The organism is Sulfurimonas indica (assembly GCF_009192995.1).
GTDB lineage: Bacteria > Campylobacterota > Campylobacteria > Campylobacterales > Sulfurimonadaceae > Sulfurimonas > Sulfurimonas indica.
On sequence record NZ_SDID01000004.1, the window covers coordinates 69,319 to 90,260 of the forward strand.

Genomic DNA, 20,942 nt, shown 5'->3' on the forward strand with positions numbered 1-20,942 from the left:
TAGGGAAATCGTGGCATTTATGTTACGGTTGCTTCATGATACAAAATGAGGTTACGCTATCCGAACGGGTTGTAATAATTTAAAGGAACTTACAATGAAAAAAATTCTTTTTCTTTTAGTAGCATTATCTGCTGCAGCGTTTGCTAACGACGGTGAAGTTGCAAACCAAACTCTTAAAGCATACTCTATGCTGGCTGCTGGTTTAGCTATCGGTACAGCTGCACTTGGTGGAGCTATCGGTATGGGTAGCACTGCTGCTGCAACTATCGCTGGTACAGCTCGTAACCCAGGTTTAGGTGCGAAACTTATGACTACAATGTTCATCGCTCTTGCAATGATCGAAGCACAAGTTATCTATGCACTCGTAATTGCGTTAATCGCACTTTACGCTAACCCATATTTAGGTTAAGACTTAAATATACCTCAGTTCGACTCTTTAGGAGTCGGACATCTTTTTTAACTGCGCAGGTGGTGGAATGGTAGACACGCAACGTTGAGGTCGTTGTGCCTTCGGGTGTGGGGGTTCAACTCCCCCTCTGCGCACCATACTTTCAAATAGATATTTTTCAAAATTTCATTTTTATAATCATCAAACTTTAAAGCTACTTTGCATACAATGTTTCTAAATAATCTTCAAAAGGCATGGCATGAAATATCGCTATATTGGCAGAACTGGTCTACGGGTATCTCCTATCTGTATGGGTACGATGACCTTTGGTACGCAGACTCCGGATGAAAAAGTTGCATTTGAAATAATGGATAAAGCTTATGATGCTGGAGTGAATTTTTTCGATACGGCAGAGCTCTATCCAGTTCCACCAAATGCCAAACTAGCAGGTCTAACAGAAGAGATAGTAGGCAGATGGCTAAAAACGAAACCACGTGATAGTGTCATACTTGCTTCAAAAGTTGCCGGTGCTGCAAACGGATGGTTTGTTCCTCCCATTCGACATGGTCTAACTGCGATTGACAGTTTTCATATTGAACGAGCAGTAGAGGGAAGTTTAAAGCGACTGCAGACTGATTACATAGACTTGTATCAGATGCATTGGCCGGACACTGTAGTACCTATTGAAGAGAGTCTGAAGGCTTTTGACCGGCTTGTTCAAAGTGGAAAAGTACGCTACATCGGAACATCCAATGATACAGCCTATGGAACAACAAAAGCATTGATGACTTCAGAGTTTAAAAAGTATGCACGATTTGAGTCTATTCAGAACAATTTCTCTTTACTGAATCGCCGTTTTTTAGATGAACTTGCAACACTTTGTAGAAAAGAAAGTATTTCACTGCTTCCATACTCACCGTTAGGTGGCGGAGTACTGAGTGGAAAATACAATCAAGCTGAGATTAAAGAGGGAAGATTTAGCAGTTATATGAAAGCAAGTGATAAAAGACAGCGTCTGATGGCAGCACGATTTGTTAATGACAAAACACTCGCTTCCACGCAAAAGTATCTTAAAATCGCAGCCGATGCGGGACTAGATCCAGTTACAATGGCAACGGCATGGTCGAAGCAGTTTGATTTTGTGGCATCGACTATCATTGGAGCTACAAAACCGGAGCAGTTGGATGCTACTTTAGCTGCGATGGATTTGGAGCTGAGCCAAGAAGTTTTAGATGCCTGTGATGCAGTTCACAATGAGATTTTATACCCTATGGGTTAGATCTCCCCGGCTTTCCATGCCTCGATGGCATCACTCAGTGTTTCAAACTCATCAGATTTTCCTATAATGAAAATCTCATCAAAGATATAGCAGATAATATGTCTACTCAGCGGTTCTAGTAAAAATACGGCATACTCTTCAATACTTTTTATATCGACAGATAAAACTCGCATACCATCAATGATATCATTGATTTGAGGGATGACATCATACTCAACATCTATAAGTTTTTTCCCATCACTTTGATAAATAGCCACAAGTAAACCTTTTTTAGTATAATTCTAGCAAAAAAAGGCAATATTTATGCAATCTGTTCTCTTTGTCTGTTTAGGAAATATCTGTCGTTCGCCATTGGCAGAAGGAATAGCGAAAGCAAAAGTTCAAAATATGGGTGTGAACATAGCAGTCGATTCTGCTGGAACAGGTGATTGGCATCTTGGAGAGCCTCCATGTGAGAACGCTGTTGAAGTAGCTTCGATGCATGGCATAGATATCAGTTCTTTACGTGCGAGAAAAGTAAAGCCAGAAGATTTTGAAAATTTTGAGCTTATTGTAGCCCTTGATGAAAGTAATCTTGAGTATTTAAAGCAGATGGGTGCTCAAAATCTCGTCAAACTTGGAGATTTTGGATATGATGGCGCAGATGTGCCAGACCCTTACTTTTTTGATGGTTTTGATGGTTTTATAGAGGTCTTTAGCATGATAGAAGTTTGTGTAAATAACCTTTTTAGTGTAAAATTTGAAAAATTGACGCAATAGCAGGAATAATAGAATGAATATAGCAAATGATGTATCGGAATTGATTGGAAATACCCCTTTAGTGAAACTCAATTTTCCTTCACAAGAGAGTGGTGCGACTATTTTAGGAAAGTGTGAGTTTATGAATCCGAGCTCTTCAGTAAAAGATAGAATAGGCTTCAATATGATACGCCGTGGTATGGAAGATGGAACAATTACAAAAGAAACAACAATCATCGAGCCGACAAGTGGAAATACCGGTATTGCCCTTGCGTCTATCTGTGCAGCAAAAGGTTTGAAACTGATCTTAACGATGCCGGACTCTATGAGCGTAGAGCGTCGTAATCTTTTAAAGGCACTCGGTGCACAGCTTGTTTTAACACCTGCAGCAAAAGGGATGAAAGGCTCGATAGCAAAAGCAGAGGAGCTGCGTGAGGCTACACTAAATTCTGTAATCCTGCAGCAATTTCAAAATCCTGCAAATCCTGAAATTCACAGGCTTACAACGGCACGTGAGATATTGCGCGATACAGAGAGTAATCTTGATGCTTTTGTAGCTGCTGTTGGAACAGGTGGTACACTGACAGGAACATCTACGATTCTAAAAAAAGAGCTTCCTGAAATTGCTGTTTTTGCAGTTGAACCTGAGGCTTCGGCAATTCTCTCTGGAGAGAGTCCAGCCCCTCATAAGATTCAGGGGATCGGGGCTGGATTTGTACCGGATATCTTAGATACTTCACTTTATGGCGAAGTGATAAAAGTGAGTAATGAAGATGCCATTGCAACTGCGAAAATGTTGGCAAAACAAGAAGGGCTTTTGGTAGGAATATCAGCAGGTGCAAATGTTTATGCAGCGATGCAGGTAGGCTCACGCAAAGAGTTTGCTGGTAAAACGATTGTAACGATTCTTTGTGATACGGGCGAGCGATATCTTTCTACAGAACTTTTTAGTGAAGATTGAATTTTTAGAGACGATTAAAGTTCTTGATGGCAAACTATGCAATCTTGCATATCATCAACAACGTTATGAAAGGACACTGCGCTCTTTTGGTATAGAAAACTTTATACAACTCAAAGATATTTTAAAACCACCACATCAAGGGCTCTATCGCTGTCGTGTACTATACAGTACAGATGGAGAGCTCACACAGAGCTATCATCCGTATAAAAAACGGAATATGAAGAGCTTAAAACTAATAGATTCTGATACTATTGCGTATGATAAAAAATATGCCAATAGAGAAGCCTTAGAGAGACTTTTTGCAAAAAGAGAAGCGTGTGATGATATTCTCATTGTACAAAATGGACTTGTAACAGATACAACGATTGCCAATATTGCTTGTTTTGATGGAGATCTATGGCTAACACCAAAAAAACCGCTTTTAGCAGGTACAACACGTCAGAGATTACTTGAGAGTGGTTTTTTAAAAGAAGCAGATATTCCTACAGAGTCATTGAATCGTTTTGAGAAACTGGCAGTGATGAACGCAATGATAGATTTTGATATAATTACAGATAAAAAGATAGAGGAAATAATTTGCTAGAGAGTTTAATAGAAGATAGAGATTTTGCAAAAATGATGAAAAGACATATAGAAGAGTTGGTAGTGCTCTTTTTTCAAAAGGAGCAAAATTTCGGAATTCTCTGTAAAATAGAAGATGTTTCATTTAATCCAGAACTGCCAGATGGCATGAGTGCAGAGTTTCGACCATTGACACTCTTTTTTCTAGCAGGTTATACTTTTGAGACGGCGCGTATTGAAGATGAGATGTTTATCTTTGAAGCAGGTTTTGGAAGTGAGAACTTTGGCAGTGTCGTATCTGTTCCTCTACTGAGCATTTTACAAATTATTGTCGATGAGACTCCTCTTTTTATAAATATAGCAGTTGAAAATAAAGAAAAAGAGGAAGAAAAAAGTAAAAATATCGATGAAAAAGGAGTGAAAAACTCCATGGAATCTTTTTTAGCAAATCCTGAAAACTCAAAATTCCTAAAAAAGAAGTAAAAGTTTTATACTCTGTTTAAAGAGAGAAGATAATTTACTACATTATCTACAAAGGCATCATGTTTTCTGTCTTTGAGATAAGCAATGTAGAAGTTTCTTGTGATTTTATGATTTTTTAGACGTGCTTCAAAGAGTGTACCGTTTTCTACTTCCGCTTTAATAACATGGCGTGACATAATAGAAACCAATGGACGCTCAGCAGTTTTATCTGCATGTAAAATAGACTCTTTAATCGCTGTTGGAGAAGCAAGTACCCCAATAACATTGAAGTTGTTACACTGTACACCGATCTCTTCAAAAACTTCTGAAGTAAGTTTTCTTGTATGTGAGTCTTCATTTCTACAGATCCAGTCAAACTCAAGCAGATCGTCTGCACTTAAGTGTTTTTTGATTGGTTGATTAGAAAAAAGTACAAGTTCATCTTCAACCCACTCTCTGTAAATTACACCTTCTTTAAAAACAGGAGATTCGATCAGTGCAACATCTATCTTTTTATCTTCGAGTTGTTCAATGATATTTGCAGAGACATCAACATTCATAAATACTTCATTATCAATGCGTTTTTTAATCTCGCCAAGATAGTTAGGAAGAACATAGTTTCCGATTGCAAAAGAAGAACCCATTACAAAAGTAAACTCTTTATTGATGATTTTTAAGAGCTCTTTTTCAGAGTTTTGGATCGCTTTTTCAAGTCTTAGAGCAATGCGATAAAGATCTTCACCCTCTTTGGTAAGTACGATTCCATTCTTTTTTCTCTCAACGATTTTTGTATCGAGATAGTCTTCGATAAATTTTATCTGTTGTGTAACAGCAGGCTGAGAAATACCTAGTTTAGCGGACGCCTTAGAGAAACTTTTCTCTTTAATTACCATTAAAAATGTTTGTAATTTGGCAAAATCTTTTAACATAATAATTCCTATAAGTATTAATAATAAACAAAATTATAACTCATAATTATAATTATTGCAATAGTTTTGTAATAATTTGTGGCTTTTTTTGTTATAATATTACTACTTTACAAAAATAGTGGACTTTTATGGAAAAAATATTTAAAAATTTAAACGAGTCTCAATCTGCTGCAGTCAAACAGACAGAGGGACCTGTGCTTATTCTAGCAGGTGCCGGAAGTGGAAAAACCACAACCATTGTCTCACGCTTGGCATATTTGATTGAGGTTGTAGGTATTCCGCCGGCAAATACATTGACACTTACTTTTACCAATAAAGCAGCACGTGAGATGAAAGAACGTTCCATGAAGATGATGGAGAAAAACGGTGCATATCCACCACTTCTATGTACTTTCCATAAGTTCGGTCTGCTCTTTTTAAAATTTAACATTCATCTTTTAGATCGTCAGAATAATTTTGTAGTTATTGATACAGATGATAAAAAACGCATTATTAAAAAGATAAACTCAGAATTACCGACTCCACTAATAGCGAGTGAAATATCCCGTTATAAAAACTCTTTAATGAGTCCCGATGATGCCTATAAGCAGGCAGAACTCTTTAATTACAAACAGATTGCCGAAGTGTACCGTGAGTATGAAGAGTATTTAAAAGAGAACAATCTTGTGGATTTTGATGACCTGATAGCACTGACATACAAACTCCTTGATGAAAATCCGGAGCTTGCAGAAAAAACGTCACAAAAATACCAATACATTATGATAGACGAGTATCAAGATACTAATGAGTTGCAATTAAAACTGATCCAAAAACTCTGTACATCACACAACAATATTTGTGTGGTTGGTGATGATGACCAATCAATCTATGGATGGCGTGGAGCACATATTCGAAATATTATGGAGTTTGATGATGATTTTACAGGTGCCAATGTTTTTAAACTTGAGGAGAACTACCGTTCACGTGCTCCAATTTTAAAAACTGCCAATGCACTCATCGAACACAACCGTTCACGTCTTGGCAAAAAGCTCATTGCCACACGAGGCTCGGGTGATGATGTAACAACGCTAAATTCCAATGATGAGAATGAAGAAGCAAGAAAGATTGCCATCAAAGTGCAAAAGCTTTTGGACTCAGGTGTGAGTGCCAGTGAGATAGCAATTTTGTACCGTGTAAATGTACTCTCTCGTTCCATAGAAGATGGGCTTAACCGTGCGGGTATTGGTTACAAGCTTGTCGGTGGTGTCCGCTTTTATGACAGAGCGGAGATTAAGGATCTTATCTCTTACATCCGTGTCATTACAAACAACCATGATGATTTCTCTTTTAAACGCATTGTAAACAAGCCAAAACGCGGACTGGGAAAGGCAAGTGTCGATAAGATTGAACTGGCAGCTCACGTAAAGGGAAGTTCTATCTTTGAGTATCTAAAAAATGTAGATCTCACAGAGCTTGAAGCGCTTGTAAAGAAGAAAAATGCAGCAACATTGAAAAAGTTTGTCGCAGATATTGCAGATGTGGCAAAGGTTGCACAAGAGTCAACCTATGAGTTTATCGATGTATTAGAAGATACTTTTCATCTCAAAGATATCTATGCAAATATGCAGGATGCTCAAGAGAGAATACTCAATATGGATGAATTTTACGGACTCTTTAGAGATTTTATAAAAAACAACCCTGAAGCCTCTTTGGATGAGTTTTTAAATGAGCTGACACTGCAGAGTGAACAGGATCAGGTTGAGGGTGAGTCTATCTATATGATGAGTATTCATGCTTCTAAAGGTCTGGAGTTTGAACATGTCTTTGTCATAGGAATGGAAGAGGGCTTTTTACCACTTGTCGGTGATGGCAGTGATCTTGAAGAAGAACGTCGTCTTGGCTATGTTGCTTTTACCCGTGCGAAAGAGACACTGACTCTCTCTCACGCAGCCAGCCGTTTTTACAAAGGACGCAGAAGTGATCTGGCAAAGAGCAGGTTCTTCAATGAAGCAGGGCTTTGTGACGGCTCTTTGATTGTTGAGAAAAACACAGCTTTTAAAAAGGGTGATCTTGTTCGCCATAAGATTTTTGGTACAGGTCGTGTAACAGGGGTTAGTAAATCAGGACGTGAGTTTAAGCTGCAGATCAATTTTGCCGGAACAAAACGTGATATTTTGGCATCTTTTGTAGAAAGACTATGAATCGCCTTTTTGTTGCTTACAAGCCAAGCGGTATTGGTTCAAACAAGTTTCTCTATTCTCTGAAAAAAAAGTACAATGATAAAAAAGCGGGTTTTGCAGGTACGCTTGATCCATTTGCAAAAGGGGTACTGCTAGTTGGTTTTGGAAGTCATACAAAACTGTTTCGTTTTTTAAATAAAACACCCAAAAAGTACAGAGCAACACTGTGGCTTGGTGCTAAAAGTGACTCACTTGATATTGAGATGATTGACGAGGTAAATATTGTTCCCGAGCTATCTCTTACGCAGGTTGAAGAGGCTGTCAAGTCATTAGAAGGTGCATTGGAGTATGAACCTCCTATCTTTAGTGCAAAACGCATTAATGGACAGCGTGCCTATGATTTGGCACGTGCAGGTAAAGAAGTTACGCTAAATAAGATAAACTCAACAATCTATGAGACAAAACTACTTGCTTACTGCCATCCTTTTGTGACATTTGAAGCAACAGTAAGCGAGGGGACATATATTCGTTCACTTGGACGTATCATTGCACAGCGACTTGGTTTGGAACATGGCAGTCTGAGTATGCTTGAGCGGCTTTGTGAAGGGCAGTTTATCTATGAGAATGAAAAACCGCTCGATATCAAAAAATCACTGAGTATTCCTCAGAATTTCTATTTGGGTGATGAACAGAATGTAAGATATGGAAGAGTTCTTGCTTTAGAGGATTTTAAAGTGCAAGATGAAGGAACTTACTGGCTTGATAATGGGGAGAATATCTCTATTATAACCATAAGTCAAAATAGTGTAAAATATGAATTAGGAAGAATCCAATGTTAGTACTTGCAAGAAAATTAAATGAATCGATTGTCATTGGCGATAATATCACCATCAAGGTTGTCTCTGTGGAAAATGGTGTAGTCAAGCTAGGCATTGATGCTCCACGTGAGGTTTCCATCATAAGAAGTGAGCTTATACAAGAAGTGACAGCATCGAACAGAGCTGCGGTACAAAAAGATGGCATCGATAAGGATGAGCTGAATTCATTAAGTAAGTTGCTAGGGAAATCATAGAGATGAAAAAATATAAGGCTCATGCCAAAGTAAATATTTTTTTAAAAATCACAGGCAAACGAGAGAACTATCATGAAATAGTCTCACGTTTTATGCGTATTGATGACTTGTATGATGAGCTCTCTTTTATTTCCAAAGAGAGTATTGATGCAAAAACAAATGAGTTTAAGATTGTTGGTGATTTCTCTTGCGATACAAAACAAAACACTATTTATAAAGCTTATGGGGCACTCAAAAATGCAACAAATTCGGAAGCTTTAGAAAAGTTGATGCAGACACATGCTCTGCAGGTCACAAAAAACATCCCGGCTTTTGCCGGTCTTGGTGGTGGCAGCAGTGATGCAGCGACATACTTGAAAATGTGTAATGAAGTACTGCATCTTGGGCTCAGCCTCAATGAGCTGGCATCCATCGGTCTTGAAGTGGGTGCAGATGTACCTTTTTTCATCTATGGCTATGCAAGTGCAAATGTCAGTGGCATAGGAGAGGTAGTAGAGCCTTTTGAAGAGGAGCCACTTAGCTTTGATATCTTTACACCAAAGATAGAGATATCTACACCAAAGGTTTATCAGGTATACAGAGAAAATTTTTATGAGCCGATAGATGGTTTTGAAGCACAGCAATTAAAAGAGACGAGCTCACGTGAGGTTTTAGAGCATATGAGTGCTAAAGAGGCCAATGATCTTTTTGCGCCGGCACTGCAAGAGTACAAAGAGCTTAAAGAACATTACAGACAAGGTTACTTTTTTAGTGGTAGTGGGAGCAGTTTTTTTAAGTTAAAGGATAAAGAAGTAGAAAATGGGTGAGACAATAGCAAAAAATAAAAAAGCCTATCATGACTATTTTATAGAAGATAAATATGAGGCGGGACTCGTACTTAGTGGTAGTGAAGTCAAAGGTATCCGTGCGCATAGAGTAAACCTCAAAGACAGTTTTATCCGTTTTGTCAAAGGTGAAGCCTATCTCTTTAATGCGCACATCGGACGACTCGATACTACACACCACTTTTACGGACACGAAGAGCGAGCTTCAAGAAAGCTGCTTTTACATAAAAAAGAGTTGGCAAAACTGCAAAAAGCAGTCGATCGTGATGGTTATACGGTAGTGCCTCTGCAACTTTACTTTAACAATAGAAATATCGCAAAGCTCCAAATTGCTCTGGCAAAAGGAAAACACCTTCATGATAAAAGAAATGACCTTAAAGAGCGCGATCAAAAACGTGATATAGCAAGGGCTATGAAGGATTACTGATGCGAATCATATTGCTTTTTTTATGGAGCAGTGTAGCTCTTTTGGCTTTTAATTTTGAGATAATCAATCAAGAGTTGGCAAATGGTAAAAGCTCACTTATAAAATTTAAATATGAGCCTTCTGTAGAATACAAAAGCATACAGGTAGATGGTAAAAAGTATCAGATTTTTCCTTCCCCTCGTGAAAAAGGGAGTTTTTATGCACTCATCCCCTTCTCTTACTACGACAAACCGGCTACAAAAACGTTAGAACTTTATTATAAAGAGAACGATACTCTAAAACAAAAGTTGCTCTTTTTAAGACTTGTTCGTGGAAAGTATGCAAAAGAGACGATTCATGTGGACCCATCAAAAGTCAATCCAAAATCACCAAAGGTAAAAAAACGTATTGCCAAAGAGTACAGTGAAGCGATGAGGATATATAAGAGTGTAACACCAAAAAGCTACCTGCGTGAGCCTTTTATTTTACCGATGCAAAGCAAGATTACGAGTGAATTTGGAAAAGCAAGAGTCTATAACGGTTCACTCAAAGGGTATCACAGCGGTACAGATTTTCGAGCAAAAACTGGTACGCCGATAATCGCTGCCAATGATGGAAAAGTAGCACTTGTGAAAAATAGATTCTATTCAGGCGGAACGGTTATACTTGATCACGGTGAAGGAATATATACTTGTTATTTTCATATGAGCAAGTTTGATGTACAAGAGGGTCAAGTAGTTACAAAAGGGCAAAAGCTTGGTTTATCCGGTCAAAGTGGACGTGTAACAGGTCCTCATTTGCATTTTAGTGCTAGAATAGCTGGAGTACAGGTTGACCCGTTGCAGTTAATATCGCTGCTTAACAATAATTTATTAAAGGTACAAAATTAATGACATTTTTTCAACTCTTGATGCTTGGAGCATCGGCATTTTTCGCATATAAAATTTATCAGCATATACAGACACTGCAAGATCCGCAAGAGAGTAGTGATGAGCCAAGAAGTGCAGAGGCTTTCTCAACTTTTGATGCTCCCTCATTGATGGATAAAGCAGATGAAGCAATGCAAAAGGGTGACTTGCAAAAAGCACTTGCTATCTACTCGGAAGTAAATATAAAAACACCGAAAAATCCAGAAACACTCTTTAAAATGGGTTATGTCCTAACAGAACAAGATAGAGACGAAGAAGCGATGGAGTATTATAAAGAGGCACTGGACTTAGACCTTAACAATACCTACATCCATCAGGCAATAGCATCACTCTATAGAAAAATGGGTGAATTTGCAAGTGCAAGAAATCATCTCAATGCCTCCTTGGATATCGATGATAAAAATCCGATCACATATTACAACTATGGAAACTTACTCGTTGATATGAAACATCTTGATGAAGCAAAAGAGATGTATAAAAAAGCACTGGAGTTGGATGCTGATTTTACAGAAGCAAAAGAGGAATTAGCCAAACTCGAGGGAGAAAAAGAATGAAGATTTTAGAGATATATGAACTTTTAAATGAACTTTCTCCTTTTGAGTTGCAAGAGTCCTGGGATAATTCAGGACTTTTGGTAGGAGATTTTAATGAAGACATCACAACAGTGGCACTCAGTATCGATGTGGATGAAGAGTTAGTTGATTCGCTTGAAGAAGGAACGCTGCTTATAACACACCATCCTCTTATCTTTGGAGGTCTGAAGCAGTTGGAATTTTCAAAATATCCTGCAAATCTGCTCCATAAAATGATACGAAAAAATATCTCCAATATTGCGATGCATACAAATTTTGATCAGACACATCTCAATGATTATGTAGCAACAGAGATCTTAGGGTATGAGATAGTACAAAAAGATGGTTTTGTTGCCTATCTTGATATCAATGAAGATTTTGATAGTTTTGCTAAAAAAGTTGCATCTGCTTTTGGTCTGCCTCACGCAAAGTGTGTCAAAGCAAGAGATTTTGTAAAAAGAGCAGCACTCACCACTGGAAGTGGTTGTTCACTGATGCGAAGTTTGGATGCCGACTGTTTTTTAACTGGAGATGTCAAATACCATGATGCCATGGAGGCAAAAAGTATAAATCTCTCTCTAATTGACATTGGACATTATGAAAGTGAGCGATTTTTTGCCCAAATTTTACAAAAGCATTTGAAAAATTTAGGTTTAAAAGTTATAATTGCGTCATCAGAAAATCCATTTACATATATTTAAGTATATTTTAGCTGTGATGGATAACAGTAAAACCCCAAAGGACTCCAATGAACAAGCACTTAAAGCAACTAATTGATCTCTCTATTGTAGATAAAGAGATAGATGCGTTTGAGCCTCAAATCGAAGAAGCAAACTCAAAATATGAAGCAGCACTTGCAAAAAACAAGAGTATTGAGTCAGATATTGAAAATTTAACGAATGAAATTAAAGAAGAAGAAGTAAAAAAAGCAAAAAATGAATTGCACCTTGCAGAACTTTCTGCCAAACTTGAAGAGAATGCAAAAAAATCATCAGAAGTAAAAACTGAACGTGAGATGAAATCACTTCAACTCGAGGAAGAAATTGCAAAAGAGCAAATCACTTTTGCAAATGAAGAGATTGAGAGACTTGAGAAGATCATCGAAGCAAAAAAAGAGCAGATTGCAGCAGCACAGGCTTCATTAGAAGAATTTAGTACTTCTTTAGAGAGTGTAAAAGCTGATGTTGATGCAAAACTTGAGGCAATTAACAAAGAACGTCAAGAAGTTTTCAAGAAAAAAGAGAAACTTTTAGCAGACATCAACCAAAAAGGTCTTGCTTTTTATCAAAAAATCCGTAGATGGGCAAAAAATACAACAGTAGTACCTGTAGAGGACCAGGCTTGTATGGGTTGTCATATGCTTATCGGCGATAAAGTATATTCAGATGTAATCAAAGGTGAAGATATTACAACATGCCCACATTGTGGACGTATTCTTTACGTGAAAGCTGACGAAGAGTAGGCTTTGGGCCTCTTTAGCCTTTTTTACTTTCTTTTAAGTGCAGTGCTTTTTATCATAGCGCTGCCGCTTCTAATACTGCTTACTTTTAAAAAAAAGTACAGAGAATCAATTCCTGCAAGATTTTTTCTTTTTAGAAACCCTCCTTTTAAGAGCCGTGATGCTTTATGGTTTCATGTCTGTTCACTTGGTGAAGCAAGAGCACTCGGGCCGATTGTAAAAGAGCTAGATGGTGTAAAAACCCTTATTTCGACAATTACGCATACAGGACATGAAGAAGCAAAAAAATATGATGCTGAGGTACGCTATCTCCCTTATGAGATATACCTACCTTTTTGGATTAAAAGAGAGAGAGTGCTCATTGTTCTGGAAGCTGAGTTTTGGTATATGCTTTTTCAGGTGGCATTTGCCAAAGGAGCAAAGATCATACTTTTAAATGCCCGTATCTCAGATAAGAGCGTTGATAAATATATGAAGTTTGCATGGTTCTACAAAAGACTGCTTAGTCGTGTAGATATTGTTTATGCACAAAGTGAAGTCGATAAGAACAGATTTTTAGCCTTGGGTGTCAAACATATTGAAGTTATCGGTAATATTAAACTTGCAGGTGAGATTAAAAAAACAAAGAGTTACACAAAACCAAAAGGTAGTGAGCTTATTGTTGCAGGCAGTACACATCCTGATGAAGAAGCAGCAGTACTGAATGCTTTTGTGGAGTATAAAAAAGCCAACCCTCACGCAAAACTTATCATCGTGCCACGACATCCGGAGCGTTTTGGAACTGTTTATGAGCTTATGCAAAGATTTGCCAAAGAAGAAGGTATGACTCTTGAGAAGTTCTCACAGACAACAGCACTTGAGAGTGATATGGTTTTAGTCGATATGATGGGTGAACTAAATAATATCTATGCCATCAGTGACATAGCAGTTTTAGGCGGAGCATTTCGAGATGATGTCGGTGGACATAATCCGCTTGAGCCTGCTTTTTTTGGGTGTAAGATTATTACAGGAAAGCATTTTTTTCACCAAAAAGAGCTTTTTAAGTATGTGCACCATGTGCAGTACGCTGAAACAGATGAAATTAAAGAAGCATTACAAAATGCAAAAGAGCTCCCACCTTCAATGGTAGAAGAGCAGATAAACTTAGAACCGGTGGTTCGAAAAATTCGTGATTATATGAGCTAAGAGCACCAAGGGTGCGTGGGCTTTCTGCCGAAGAAAACCAAGCGTTAGTGTAGTCAAAGGAATTACTTCCTTTGGCGTAGAAAAAGGGAAAAAAGGTTCCCTTGAATTTTTGAAAAAAATTAAAGGAATATAAAATAATGGCAACAGAAAAAGCATATAAATTATTGGCAATTCAGGAGGCTATTTCAAACTCTCAGGCAAAATCTATGATAGACAGAGGACTTGTCTATGTAGGAAATAAAAAAGTGATGATAGCCCGAGGGGAGATTGATGAGCGAACAGTTTTTCGTGTAGAAAAAGTTGAAAAAGCGAAACCTATCTTTGAAAACAGTGATATCATTGTTATTGATAAACCTGCTTATGTCAATTCAGATGAGATTGAGCGTCAGTTTAAAGGAGCACGCCTGCTACACAGACTTGACCGTGAGACAAGCGGTGTTTTGATGCTTGTAAAAAATGAAGAGTTCAGAGAGCGTGCTATCAAAGAGTTTGCACAGGACAAGGTTTATAAGGAGTATATTGCATGGGTTGAGGGTATTATGACCGAGGCAATTGAAGTTGACAAGCCAATCCTCACGCAGAAAAAAAATAATCGTGCCACATCAAATGTCTCTCCAAAAGGAAAACCGGCAAAAAGTGAATTCTTTCCAGATATTGTCAGTGCTAAAAAGACAAAAGTAAAAGTTATTATCCATCATGGTCGTACACACCAGATTCGTGTTCATGCAAGATACATAGAACATCCGATAGTCGGTGATGAGCAGTATGGTGGGCGCCGTGCAAAACGTGTGATGCTACATGCTCATAAAGTAAGATTACTTGGAATGGAATTTGTCGCACCGGAACCGAAATCTTTTAAAACTTTTGAATAAAAAAAGTTTATGATAAATTAATTATCTTACACTACAAGAAAAAGATTTTCATCATCTGGGAAATGCTATGTCATTTAGAGTAAAACTATTTTTTATATTTTTAATGTATGGTTTACTGCTAGCTATTGCTGCACAGATTCTTATGATGAAAATCAATAAAGAGGTTGTCAGACAGGACAGCTTAAAAAAAGCTGCATTGTATGCAGAAGAGATACAAAAAGATTTTCAACAAAACCTTAAAGCTTCACAGAGAAAACTAAAAGCTATTCGAGAGTCGAAGATTTTTCAGAAAAACTTTCAAGAAAATAGAATCCGCAAATGCTCAGAATTACTTTTTTTAGATATCGCAAAAACATCTTCAGATATTATGCAACTGCGATATATTGATAAGAACGGAAATGAAGTTATACGTGTTGAGCGAAACAATCCCCGGCAAGAAGCATATATCATTGATAGAAAATATTTACAAAACAAGGCACAAAGGTACTATTTCAAAGAGCTTATGCAACTTCGGGATGGAGAGTACTGGTATTCAAAACTTGATCTCAATGTAGAACATGGCAAGATAGAGGAACCTTTAAAGCCTGTAATTCGTATCGGGACACCATACTATTATAAAGGTGAAAGAAAAGGAATTTTGATTATTAATGTTTTTGTGAACGATTTTTTACACTCATTAGTTGAGAGTGATATTTATAATGTTTTTTTAATTGATAAAGATAATTATATGTTAGTCAATACACAGCATAAAAACGAATGGAGCAGATATCTTGATAAAGAGAATGGGAAAAATCTGGAGAGCCTTTTAGATGTAAAAAGTGAGAATTCTTATATACTCAATCTTAAGATTACAAACAACGAAGGATTAAAAATAATTCTTGTCCCAAAAGAGAATTATATTGCAGCAGAAGTGAAGGAAAACTTCTATCAATTTTTATGGGTTGTACTTATTGTACTTATTCTCTCTTTACCTCTTTCATATTTTATGTCAATCCTGCCAGCGAAATTAAAGTCAAAAGTGGATGCTTTAAATAAAGAGCTTGAAAATGAAGCCAAAGATAAAGATATTTTACTTTCTTTATTTGATTTAAGTGATGCTGTGCTTTTTAAGTGGAATAATGATGAAAAATGGAGTGTCAGCTTTGTATCAAAGAGTGTTGAGAATTTATTAGAGTATTCTCAGAATGATTTTGCTTCAAATAAAGTTGCATATATAAACTGTATTCATAGTAGTGATATTGCAAGAGTAGAACAAGAAGTGCAAGCAGCAATCAAAGTAGAAGCCTATTTTTTCACACATGAACCATACAGGATAGTTACTAAAAATAAAAAGATCAAATGGATCCTTGACAATACAGTTATCGTAAGAGATGAAAATGGTGAGATTATTAATTTTGTAGGTTATTTAACAGATGTTACAGAGCTGAAAGAAAAAGAGTTCGAGTTGGAAAATCTGGCAAGAATTGATCAGTTGACAAAAATAAACAATCGTCTCTATCTTGATGAGATACTGATGAAGCAGTATTATCGATTTAACAGACACTCTGAAGAGTGTAGTATTATTCTTGTAGACATAGATTACTTCAAAACAGTGAATGATGAATATGGACATTTAGTAGGTGATAAGGTCCTTGTCGAGTTTGCTGCATTGTTACAAAAATCAATTCGTAAAGATGATATAGTCGGACGATGGGGTGGTGAAGAGTTTTTAATCATTTTACCACATACCTATCTTGATAAAGCAGCCTTTTTAGCTGAAAAGCTCTGTAAAATCATAGCAGAGCATGAGTTTAATGTTATAGGGCATAAAACAGCATCTTTTGGTGTAGCTACATTTGTACATGGAATGAGCGTTGAACAGTGTGTAGATATGGCTGATGATGCTCTCTATGAAGCAAAAGAGGGCGGTCGTAATATGGTAAAAGTAGCAAAGCAAGCATAAAGCAAAAATAAGATAATATTGCGTACTTTTTACAGGAGCTTATATGTTTTCTACATTAACAGATTCATTTACAAATGCAATAAAAAAGATTCGTTTTCACGATGATGAAAAAGCACTCTCTAAAGCATTAAATGAGTTAAAAAAGAACTTACTCAAAGCAGATGTAAACCATAAAGTTGTTAAAGAACTTATTCGCAGTGTTGAGCTTGAAACAAAAAAAGCAGGTATTGGAAAAGACCAATTCTTAGAAGCACTTCGTAAAACACTTCATGAACTTTTAGATGTTGGTGGAAATAAAGGTTTTGTTTTTGCTCCAAATCCTCCGACTGTTATTTTAATGACAGGTCTGCAGGGTTCTGGTAAAACAACAACGACAGGTAAACTGGCAACATATTTGAAAAATAAGGGTAAAAAAGTTCTTATCGTTGCAGCCGACCTACAGCGTTTGGCGGCAGTTGAGCAGCTTCGTCAAATCACACAGCAGATAGAAGTAGAACTCTATGAAGATGAGGCAACGAAAAATCCTGTTGAGGTAGTCAAAGCTGCACTTGAATATGCAAACTCAAAAATCTTTGATGTAGTTCTCATAGATACTGCTGGACGTTTAGCTATTGATGATGAACTGATGCAAGAGCTGCAAGCTGTTAAAGAAGTAGCACAACCAGATGAAATTTTTTATGTAGCAGACTCATTAACTGGTCAAGATGCTGTGAGAACTGCAACAACATTTAAAGAAAAAATCGGAATCGATGGAGTAATCCTTTCAAAGTATGATGGTGATGCAAAAGGTGGGGTTGCACTTGGTCTTTCATCGCAGGTAAAAGTGCCACTTCGCTTTATCGGTATGGGTGAGAAGATGGAAGATTTGGAAGTATTCTTACCTGAGCGTATCGTAAATCGTCTTATGGGCTTTGGAGATATTGAAGGACTAGCAGAGAAAACTGCTAACGTAATCGATGAGAAACAAGCGAAAAAACTTACTAAAAAGATTCAAAAAGGAAAATTCAACTTTAATGATTTTTTAGAACAGATGGAGCAGATGAAAAAGATGGGCTCTATGAGCTCTATTATGGGTATGATTCCAGGAATGGGAAATATGTCCAAAGCGATTAAAGACTTCGACCTTGAAAACTCTAAAGAGTTAAGTAACATTAAGGCGATGGTTGCGTCTATGACACCAAAAGAGAGAGAAAACCCTGAGCTTTTAAATAACTCACGCAAACAGAGAATTGCAAAAGGTTGTGGACTTGATGTTGTTGAGATAAATCGTATGATTAAGCAGTTTAAAAATGCTGGGAAAATGGCAAAGAAATTCTCAGGTAAAAATGGCATGAAACAATTGCAGTCTATGATGGGACAGATGGGTGGAGGCCCTGGCGGGCTAGGTGGTCTGCCAAGATAGTTGCTTTTTTAAAAAAGTTCAGCTATAATTCCACCGAAATTAAAATCTTCTTAAACAATACCTCTGTGATAAGAAGATTCTTAGCCTGTTTTACTGGTTAAATGTGTACATCCAACTATAGAGATGGTAAGAGGGAAGCAAATTATTTTATAAATTTTAATTTATACTACAGTTACACCTTCCTCCCCTCTTCTTTATAATGTACAGACTTAACCAGTAAATAGGTAAAAATATAAAACAGGAAATTAAATGACAGTAATTAGACTTACTCGTATGGGAAGAAAGAAAAGACCATTTTACCGTATCGCGGTAACAGATAGCCGTAAACGTAGAGATGGTGGTTGGATTGAGCTTATTGGATACTACAACCCAATGACTAAAGAGCTTAAAGTAGATAATGAAAGAGTTGATTACTGGTTAGGCGTTGGTGCTAAAATGAGTGATCGCGTTAAAAAGATAACTGGTCGTTAATCATGATTGCTGATTTTGTCGCACAATTTGCAAGACTGATAGCATCAAATCCTGATGATATAAGAGTTGAAGTTCAAGAGGGCGACGAAATAACAGAGATAGTTCTCTATGCCAATCAGGCAGATATTGGTAAACTGATTGGGAAGAGTGGTAAGATGATTGGTGCCATTAAAACAGTTATCTCTGGCTGTAAAGCTAAAGATGGTGTGAGTTACCGCATAAATGTCGAACCAGTCTAGAGAGCCCCTGCTTCATATCGCAACGCTCGGCAAAACTGTCGGGATCAAAGGTGATATGAAGTTGCATATTAAGTCAGATTTTCCAGAACAGTTTAAAACTGGAGCATCATTTCTTATAAACAAAAAAGAGAAAATCACTTTGAGTGATGTTAATCTTGATCGTGGACTTGTGAAGATAAACAATATTACAAATCCAGAAGATGCTAAAAAGTTTACAAATGCGAAACTTTTTACAACTTACGAAGAGACAAGAAAAAACTGTCACTTGAATGAGGGTGAGTACTTCTTTTTTGACTTAGAAGATTGTGATGTGTATGAAAATGGAAAATTACTTGGCCGTGTTAAAGAGGTCGAGAGAATTAATGTTACAAATTATTTGAGTATTGTAACAGATGCATCTTTAGTAGAAGATGGTTTACCAAAGAGCTTTTTAGTTCCTTTTATAGAGCCGTTTAAAGTTGCTGTAGATATTGAAGCAAAACGTATCGAGTTACGTGGCGCTATGGATATACTAGAAGCATCATAGAGATGAAGTATACATTTGTTACACTTTTTCCTAACCTGATTGAGGGTTATTTTAAAGACTCGATTTTAAAGCGTGCAATCGAGAAGGGTGTTTTGGAGATTGATTATCTTAATCCCCGAGATTACTCAAAGAACAAGCACTTTAAAGTTGATGATACAGCAGTTGGAGGTGGTGCTGGGATGGTAATGAATCCCCAACCACTTTTTGACGCACTTGATGATTTGAAACAAAAAGATGAGGATGTTCATATCATCTTCTTAACTCCCGTTGCCAAACGTTTTATGCAAAATGATGCAAAACGTTTAGCAAAAAAGTCTCATATAGTGTTTGTGAGTGGACGTTATGAGGGGATTGATGAGAGAGTTATTGAAAAGTATGCCGATGAAGTCTATTCTATCGGAGATTACATATTAACAGGAGGCGAGCTTGCTTCTTTGGTGATATGTGATGCAACAAGTAGAAATATAGACGGAGTTCTTGGAAATGCTGAGTCTTTAGAGATTGAGAGTTTTGAGACGCCACTTCTTGAAGCACCCAGCTTTTCAAAACCACAAAACTATGAAGGTTTAAGTGTTCCATCAGAATACTTAAAGGGAAATCATAGTAAAATTCGCTCACTAAAACTAGCCTTATCTGAATGTAAGACCAAGTTCTTCAGACCAGAACAGCTAATAAAATATAATTGCACTACTGCACTGGATACTCTAAAAAAGAGAACCAAGCGTTAGCGTAAAGAGAAAAATGAAGTTTTTCTTCATTTTATAAAATAAAATTAAGGACTTATCTTATGAGAAATAAGTACATAGAAAACTTTGAAAAAGCACAAATCGCTGAGAAAAACATTCCTGATTTTCGTGCTGGTGATACTGTTCGTTTAGCAGTAACAATTAAAGAGGGTGACAAAACTCGTGTACAAAATTACGAGGGTGTTTGTATCGCTAAACGTGGTCAAGGTACTGGTCAAACTATTACAGTACGTAAAATTGGTGCAAACGGTGTTGGTATCGAGAGAATCTTCCCAATTTACTCTGACTCAATCAACGAGATTAAAGTTATTCGTCGCGGTCGTGTTCGTCGTGCAAAACTTTTCTATCTTCGTGGACTTGCAGGTAAAAAAGCACGTATTAAAGAGCTTAGAAGAAAATAATTCTTCTAACTCTCCCCTTCTTCAACTTTCTAATTTCCTTTTAATAAAACTTTCAATAATAATACTTTTTTATAACGCCCATTCAACAATCAAGTGCGACAATCTGATTTTTATAGTGTAGTTTTGAGTCGTCAATCCATTGTGCAATTTTACCAAAGAATACCTCATATGGAGTTTTATAGTTTAGGACTTTTCTAGGTCTATGATTTAACCTTTCCTGTATATCAATAATTTGTCTGTTACATATGATAGTTTTGGTGATAGGGAAGTACACAAGTATTATGCAGTATTTTCCTATGATGATGTGCCAAATTTTTCAGAAGCAACTTTTATTGAAATTAATGCCTAGAATTTAATAAAACATTAAGTTATTTTTCTCTATAATTCCCATCCACAAACGGAGACACTTCGAGTTGAAG

26 protein-coding genes and 1 tRNA gene are annotated in these 20,942 nt (G+C 36.9%); 25 read left to right on the forward strand and 2 right to left on the reverse strand.

All coding sequences use genetic code 11. The features are described 5' to 3' along the window. Positions 1–94 precede the first annotated feature (94 nt). The 3 genes from ES948_RS02720 to ES948_RS02730 all read left to right on the forward strand — a co-directional run bounded on the left by ES948_RS02720 (position 95) and on the right by ES948_RS02730 (position 1,667). The gene (locus ES948_RS02720) at positions 95–409 is read left to right on the forward strand and encodes a F0F1 ATP synthase subunit C (protein WP_152183404.1); all 315 of its coding nucleotides are present in this window, start codon (positions 95–97) and stop codon (positions 407–409) included. Positions 410–462: 53 nt separating this feature from the next. Continuing rightward, a tRNA-Leu gene (locus tag ES948_RS02725) sits at positions 463–546 on the forward strand. A gap of 101 nt (positions 547–647) precedes the next feature. Next, the gene (locus tag ES948_RS02730; protein WP_152183405.1) at positions 648–1,667 is read left to right on the forward strand and encodes an aldo/keto reductase; all 1,020 of its coding nucleotides are present in this window, start codon (positions 648–650) and stop codon (positions 1,665–1,667) included. Here ES948_RS02730 and ES948_RS02735 read toward each other — a convergent pair. Further along, the gene (locus tag ES948_RS02735; protein WP_152183406.1) at positions 1,664–1,924 is read right to left on the reverse strand and encodes a hypothetical protein; all 261 of its coding nucleotides are present in this window, start codon (positions 1,922–1,924) and stop codon (positions 1,664–1,666) included. The two genes, ES948_RS02730 and ES948_RS02735, sit on opposite strands and share 4 nt — an antisense overlap. Positions 1,925–1,970: 46 nt before the next feature. On the opposite strand from ES948_RS02735, the gene ES948_RS02740 reads away from it, so the two are divergent. Genes ES948_RS02740 through ES948_RS02755 form a run of 4 tightly spaced genes read left to right on the forward strand, consistent with a single transcriptional unit; the run spans position 1,971 to position 4,410 of the window. Further along, entirely contained in the window at positions 1,971–2,426 is a 456-nt protein-coding gene (locus ES948_RS02740) for a low molecular weight protein-tyrosine-phosphatase (RefSeq protein ID WP_152183407.1), read from the forward strand. A 13-nt stretch (positions 2,427–2,439) separates the two neighbouring features. Further along, positions 2,440–3,366, forward strand: coding sequence for a cysteine synthase A (gene cysK, locus ES948_RS02745; RefSeq protein WP_152183408.1), 927 nt, complete (start codon positions 2,440–2,442; stop codon positions 3,364–3,366). Beyond that, the gene (locus ES948_RS02750; protein WP_152183409.1) at positions 3,356–3,949 is read left to right on the forward strand and encodes an aminotransferase class IV family protein; all 594 of its coding nucleotides are present in this window, start codon (positions 3,356–3,358) and stop codon (positions 3,947–3,949) included. Before cysK ends, ES948_RS02750 begins: the two co-directional genes overlap by 11 nt. Further along, positions 3,943–4,410, forward strand: coding sequence for a hypothetical protein (locus tag ES948_RS02755; protein WP_152183410.1), 468 nt, complete (start codon positions 3,943–3,945; stop codon positions 4,408–4,410). The genes ES948_RS02750 and ES948_RS02755 overlap by 7 nt, the downstream gene beginning before the upstream one ends. Positions 4,411–4,415: 5 nt before the next feature. Here ES948_RS02755 and ES948_RS02760 read toward each other — a convergent pair whose 3' ends face one another. Continuing rightward, positions 4,416–5,318: a LysR family transcriptional regulator gene (locus tag ES948_RS02760; protein ID WP_152183411.1), complete on the reverse strand. Its 903-nt coding sequence runs from the start codon at positions 5,316–5,318 to the stop codon at positions 4,416–4,418. Between the two features lie 128 nt (positions 5,319–5,446). Here ES948_RS02760 and ES948_RS02765 point away from each other — a divergent pair, with 128 nt between their 5' ends. The 18 genes from ES948_RS02765 (at position 5,447) to rplS (ending at position 20,523) form a co-directional block, all read left to right on the forward strand. Further along, positions 5,447–7,498 (forward strand): ATP-dependent helicase, encoded by a 2,052-nt coding sequence (locus ES948_RS02765; protein ID WP_152183412.1) that lies wholly within the window; start codon positions 5,447–5,449, stop codon positions 7,496–7,498. Next, entirely contained in the window at positions 7,495–8,316 is an 822-nt protein-coding gene (gene truB, locus ES948_RS02770; RefSeq protein WP_152183413.1) for a tRNA pseudouridine(55) synthase TruB, read from the forward strand. Before ES948_RS02765 ends, truB begins: the two co-directional genes overlap by 4 nt. Beyond that, positions 8,310–8,549, forward strand: coding sequence for a carbon storage regulator CsrA (gene csrA, locus ES948_RS02775; RefSeq protein WP_152183414.1), 240 nt, complete (start codon positions 8,310–8,312; stop codon positions 8,547–8,549). Before truB ends, csrA begins: the two co-directional genes overlap by 7 nt. A 2-nt stretch (positions 8,550–8,551) precedes the next feature. Continuing rightward, positions 8,552–9,355, forward strand: a complete 804-nt coding sequence (locus ES948_RS02780) for a 4-(cytidine 5'-diphospho)-2-C-methyl-D-erythritol kinase (RefSeq protein WP_152183415.1) — start codon at positions 8,552–8,554, stop codon at positions 9,353–9,355. Next, positions 9,348–9,800: an SsrA-binding protein SmpB gene (gene smpB, locus ES948_RS02785; protein WP_152183416.1), complete on the forward strand. Its 453-nt coding sequence runs from the start codon at positions 9,348–9,350 to the stop codon at positions 9,798–9,800. The genes ES948_RS02780 and smpB overlap by 8 nt, the downstream gene beginning before the upstream one ends. Beyond that, the gene (pgp3, locus tag ES948_RS02790) at positions 9,800–10,669 is read left to right on the forward strand and encodes a peptidoglycan metallopeptidase Pgp3 (protein ID WP_152183417.1); all 870 of its coding nucleotides are present in this window, start codon (positions 9,800–9,802) and stop codon (positions 10,667–10,669) included. Before smpB ends, pgp3 begins: the two co-directional genes overlap by 1 nt. Next, on the forward strand, positions 10,669–11,262 hold the full coding sequence (locus ES948_RS02795) for a tetratricopeptide repeat protein (protein ID WP_152183418.1): 594 nt from the start codon (positions 10,669–10,671) through the stop codon (positions 11,260–11,262). The genes pgp3 and ES948_RS02795 overlap by 1 nt, the downstream gene beginning before the upstream one ends. Next, on the forward strand, positions 11,259–11,981 hold the full coding sequence (locus ES948_RS02800; protein ID WP_152183419.1) for a Nif3-like dinuclear metal center hexameric protein: 723 nt from the start codon (positions 11,259–11,261) through the stop codon (positions 11,979–11,981). The genes ES948_RS02795 and ES948_RS02800 overlap by 4 nt, the downstream gene beginning before the upstream one ends. 47 nt (positions 11,982–12,028) lie before the next feature. Then, positions 12,029–12,742, forward strand: a complete 714-nt coding sequence (locus tag ES948_RS02805; protein WP_152183420.1) for a zinc ribbon domain-containing protein — start codon at positions 12,029–12,031, stop codon at positions 12,740–12,742. Positions 12,743–12,745: 3 nt separating this feature from the next. Further along, a complete protein-coding gene (gene waaA / locus ES948_RS02810) occupies positions 12,746–13,924 on the forward strand; it encodes a lipid IV(A) 3-deoxy-D-manno-octulosonic acid transferase (protein WP_152183421.1) in 1,179 nt (392 codons plus the stop codon). Positions 13,925–14,061: 137 nt separating this feature from the next. After that, positions 14,062–14,796 (forward strand): pseudouridine synthase family protein, encoded by a 735-nt coding sequence (locus ES948_RS02815; RefSeq protein WP_152183422.1) that lies wholly within the window; start codon positions 14,062–14,064, stop codon positions 14,794–14,796. A 67-nt stretch (positions 14,797–14,863) separates the two neighbouring features. Then, positions 14,864–16,738 carry a sensor domain-containing diguanylate cyclase gene (locus ES948_RS02820; RefSeq protein ID WP_246153809.1) on the forward strand — a complete coding sequence of 625 codons (1,875 nt, stop codon included), beginning with the start codon at positions 14,864–14,866 and terminating at the stop codon, positions 16,736–16,738. A 43-nt stretch (positions 16,739–16,781) separates the two neighbouring features. After that, the gene (ffh, locus tag ES948_RS02825; RefSeq protein ID WP_152183423.1) at positions 16,782–18,140 is read left to right on the forward strand and encodes a signal recognition particle protein; all 1,359 of its coding nucleotides are present in this window, start codon (positions 16,782–16,784) and stop codon (positions 18,138–18,140) included. A gap of 249 nt (positions 18,141–18,389) precedes the next feature. Next, positions 18,390–18,611, forward strand: a complete 222-nt coding sequence (rpsP, locus tag ES948_RS02830; protein WP_152183424.1) for a 30S ribosomal protein S16 — start codon at positions 18,390–18,392, stop codon at positions 18,609–18,611. A gap of 2 nt (positions 18,612–18,613) precedes the next feature. After that, positions 18,614–18,850, forward strand: a complete 237-nt coding sequence (locus tag ES948_RS02835; RefSeq protein WP_152183425.1) for a KH domain-containing protein — start codon at positions 18,614–18,616, stop codon at positions 18,848–18,850. Then, positions 18,834–19,376 carry a ribosome maturation factor RimM gene (gene rimM / locus ES948_RS02840; RefSeq protein ID WP_152183426.1) on the forward strand — a complete coding sequence of 181 codons (543 nt, stop codon included), beginning with the start codon at positions 18,834–18,836 and terminating at the stop codon, positions 19,374–19,376. Before ES948_RS02835 ends, rimM begins: the two co-directional genes overlap by 17 nt. Positions 19,377–19,378: 2 nt before the next feature. Then, positions 19,379–20,104 (forward strand): tRNA (guanosine(37)-N1)-methyltransferase TrmD, encoded by a 726-nt coding sequence (gene trmD / locus ES948_RS02845; RefSeq protein ID WP_152183427.1) that lies wholly within the window; start codon positions 19,379–19,381, stop codon positions 20,102–20,104. A 59-nt stretch (positions 20,105–20,163) separates the two neighbouring features. Then, complete coding sequence (gene rplS, locus ES948_RS02850) at positions 20,164–20,523, forward strand: 50S ribosomal protein L19 (RefSeq protein WP_152183428.1); 360 nt, start codon at positions 20,164–20,166, stop codon at positions 20,521–20,523. Positions 20,524–20,942 lie beyond the last annotated feature (419 nt).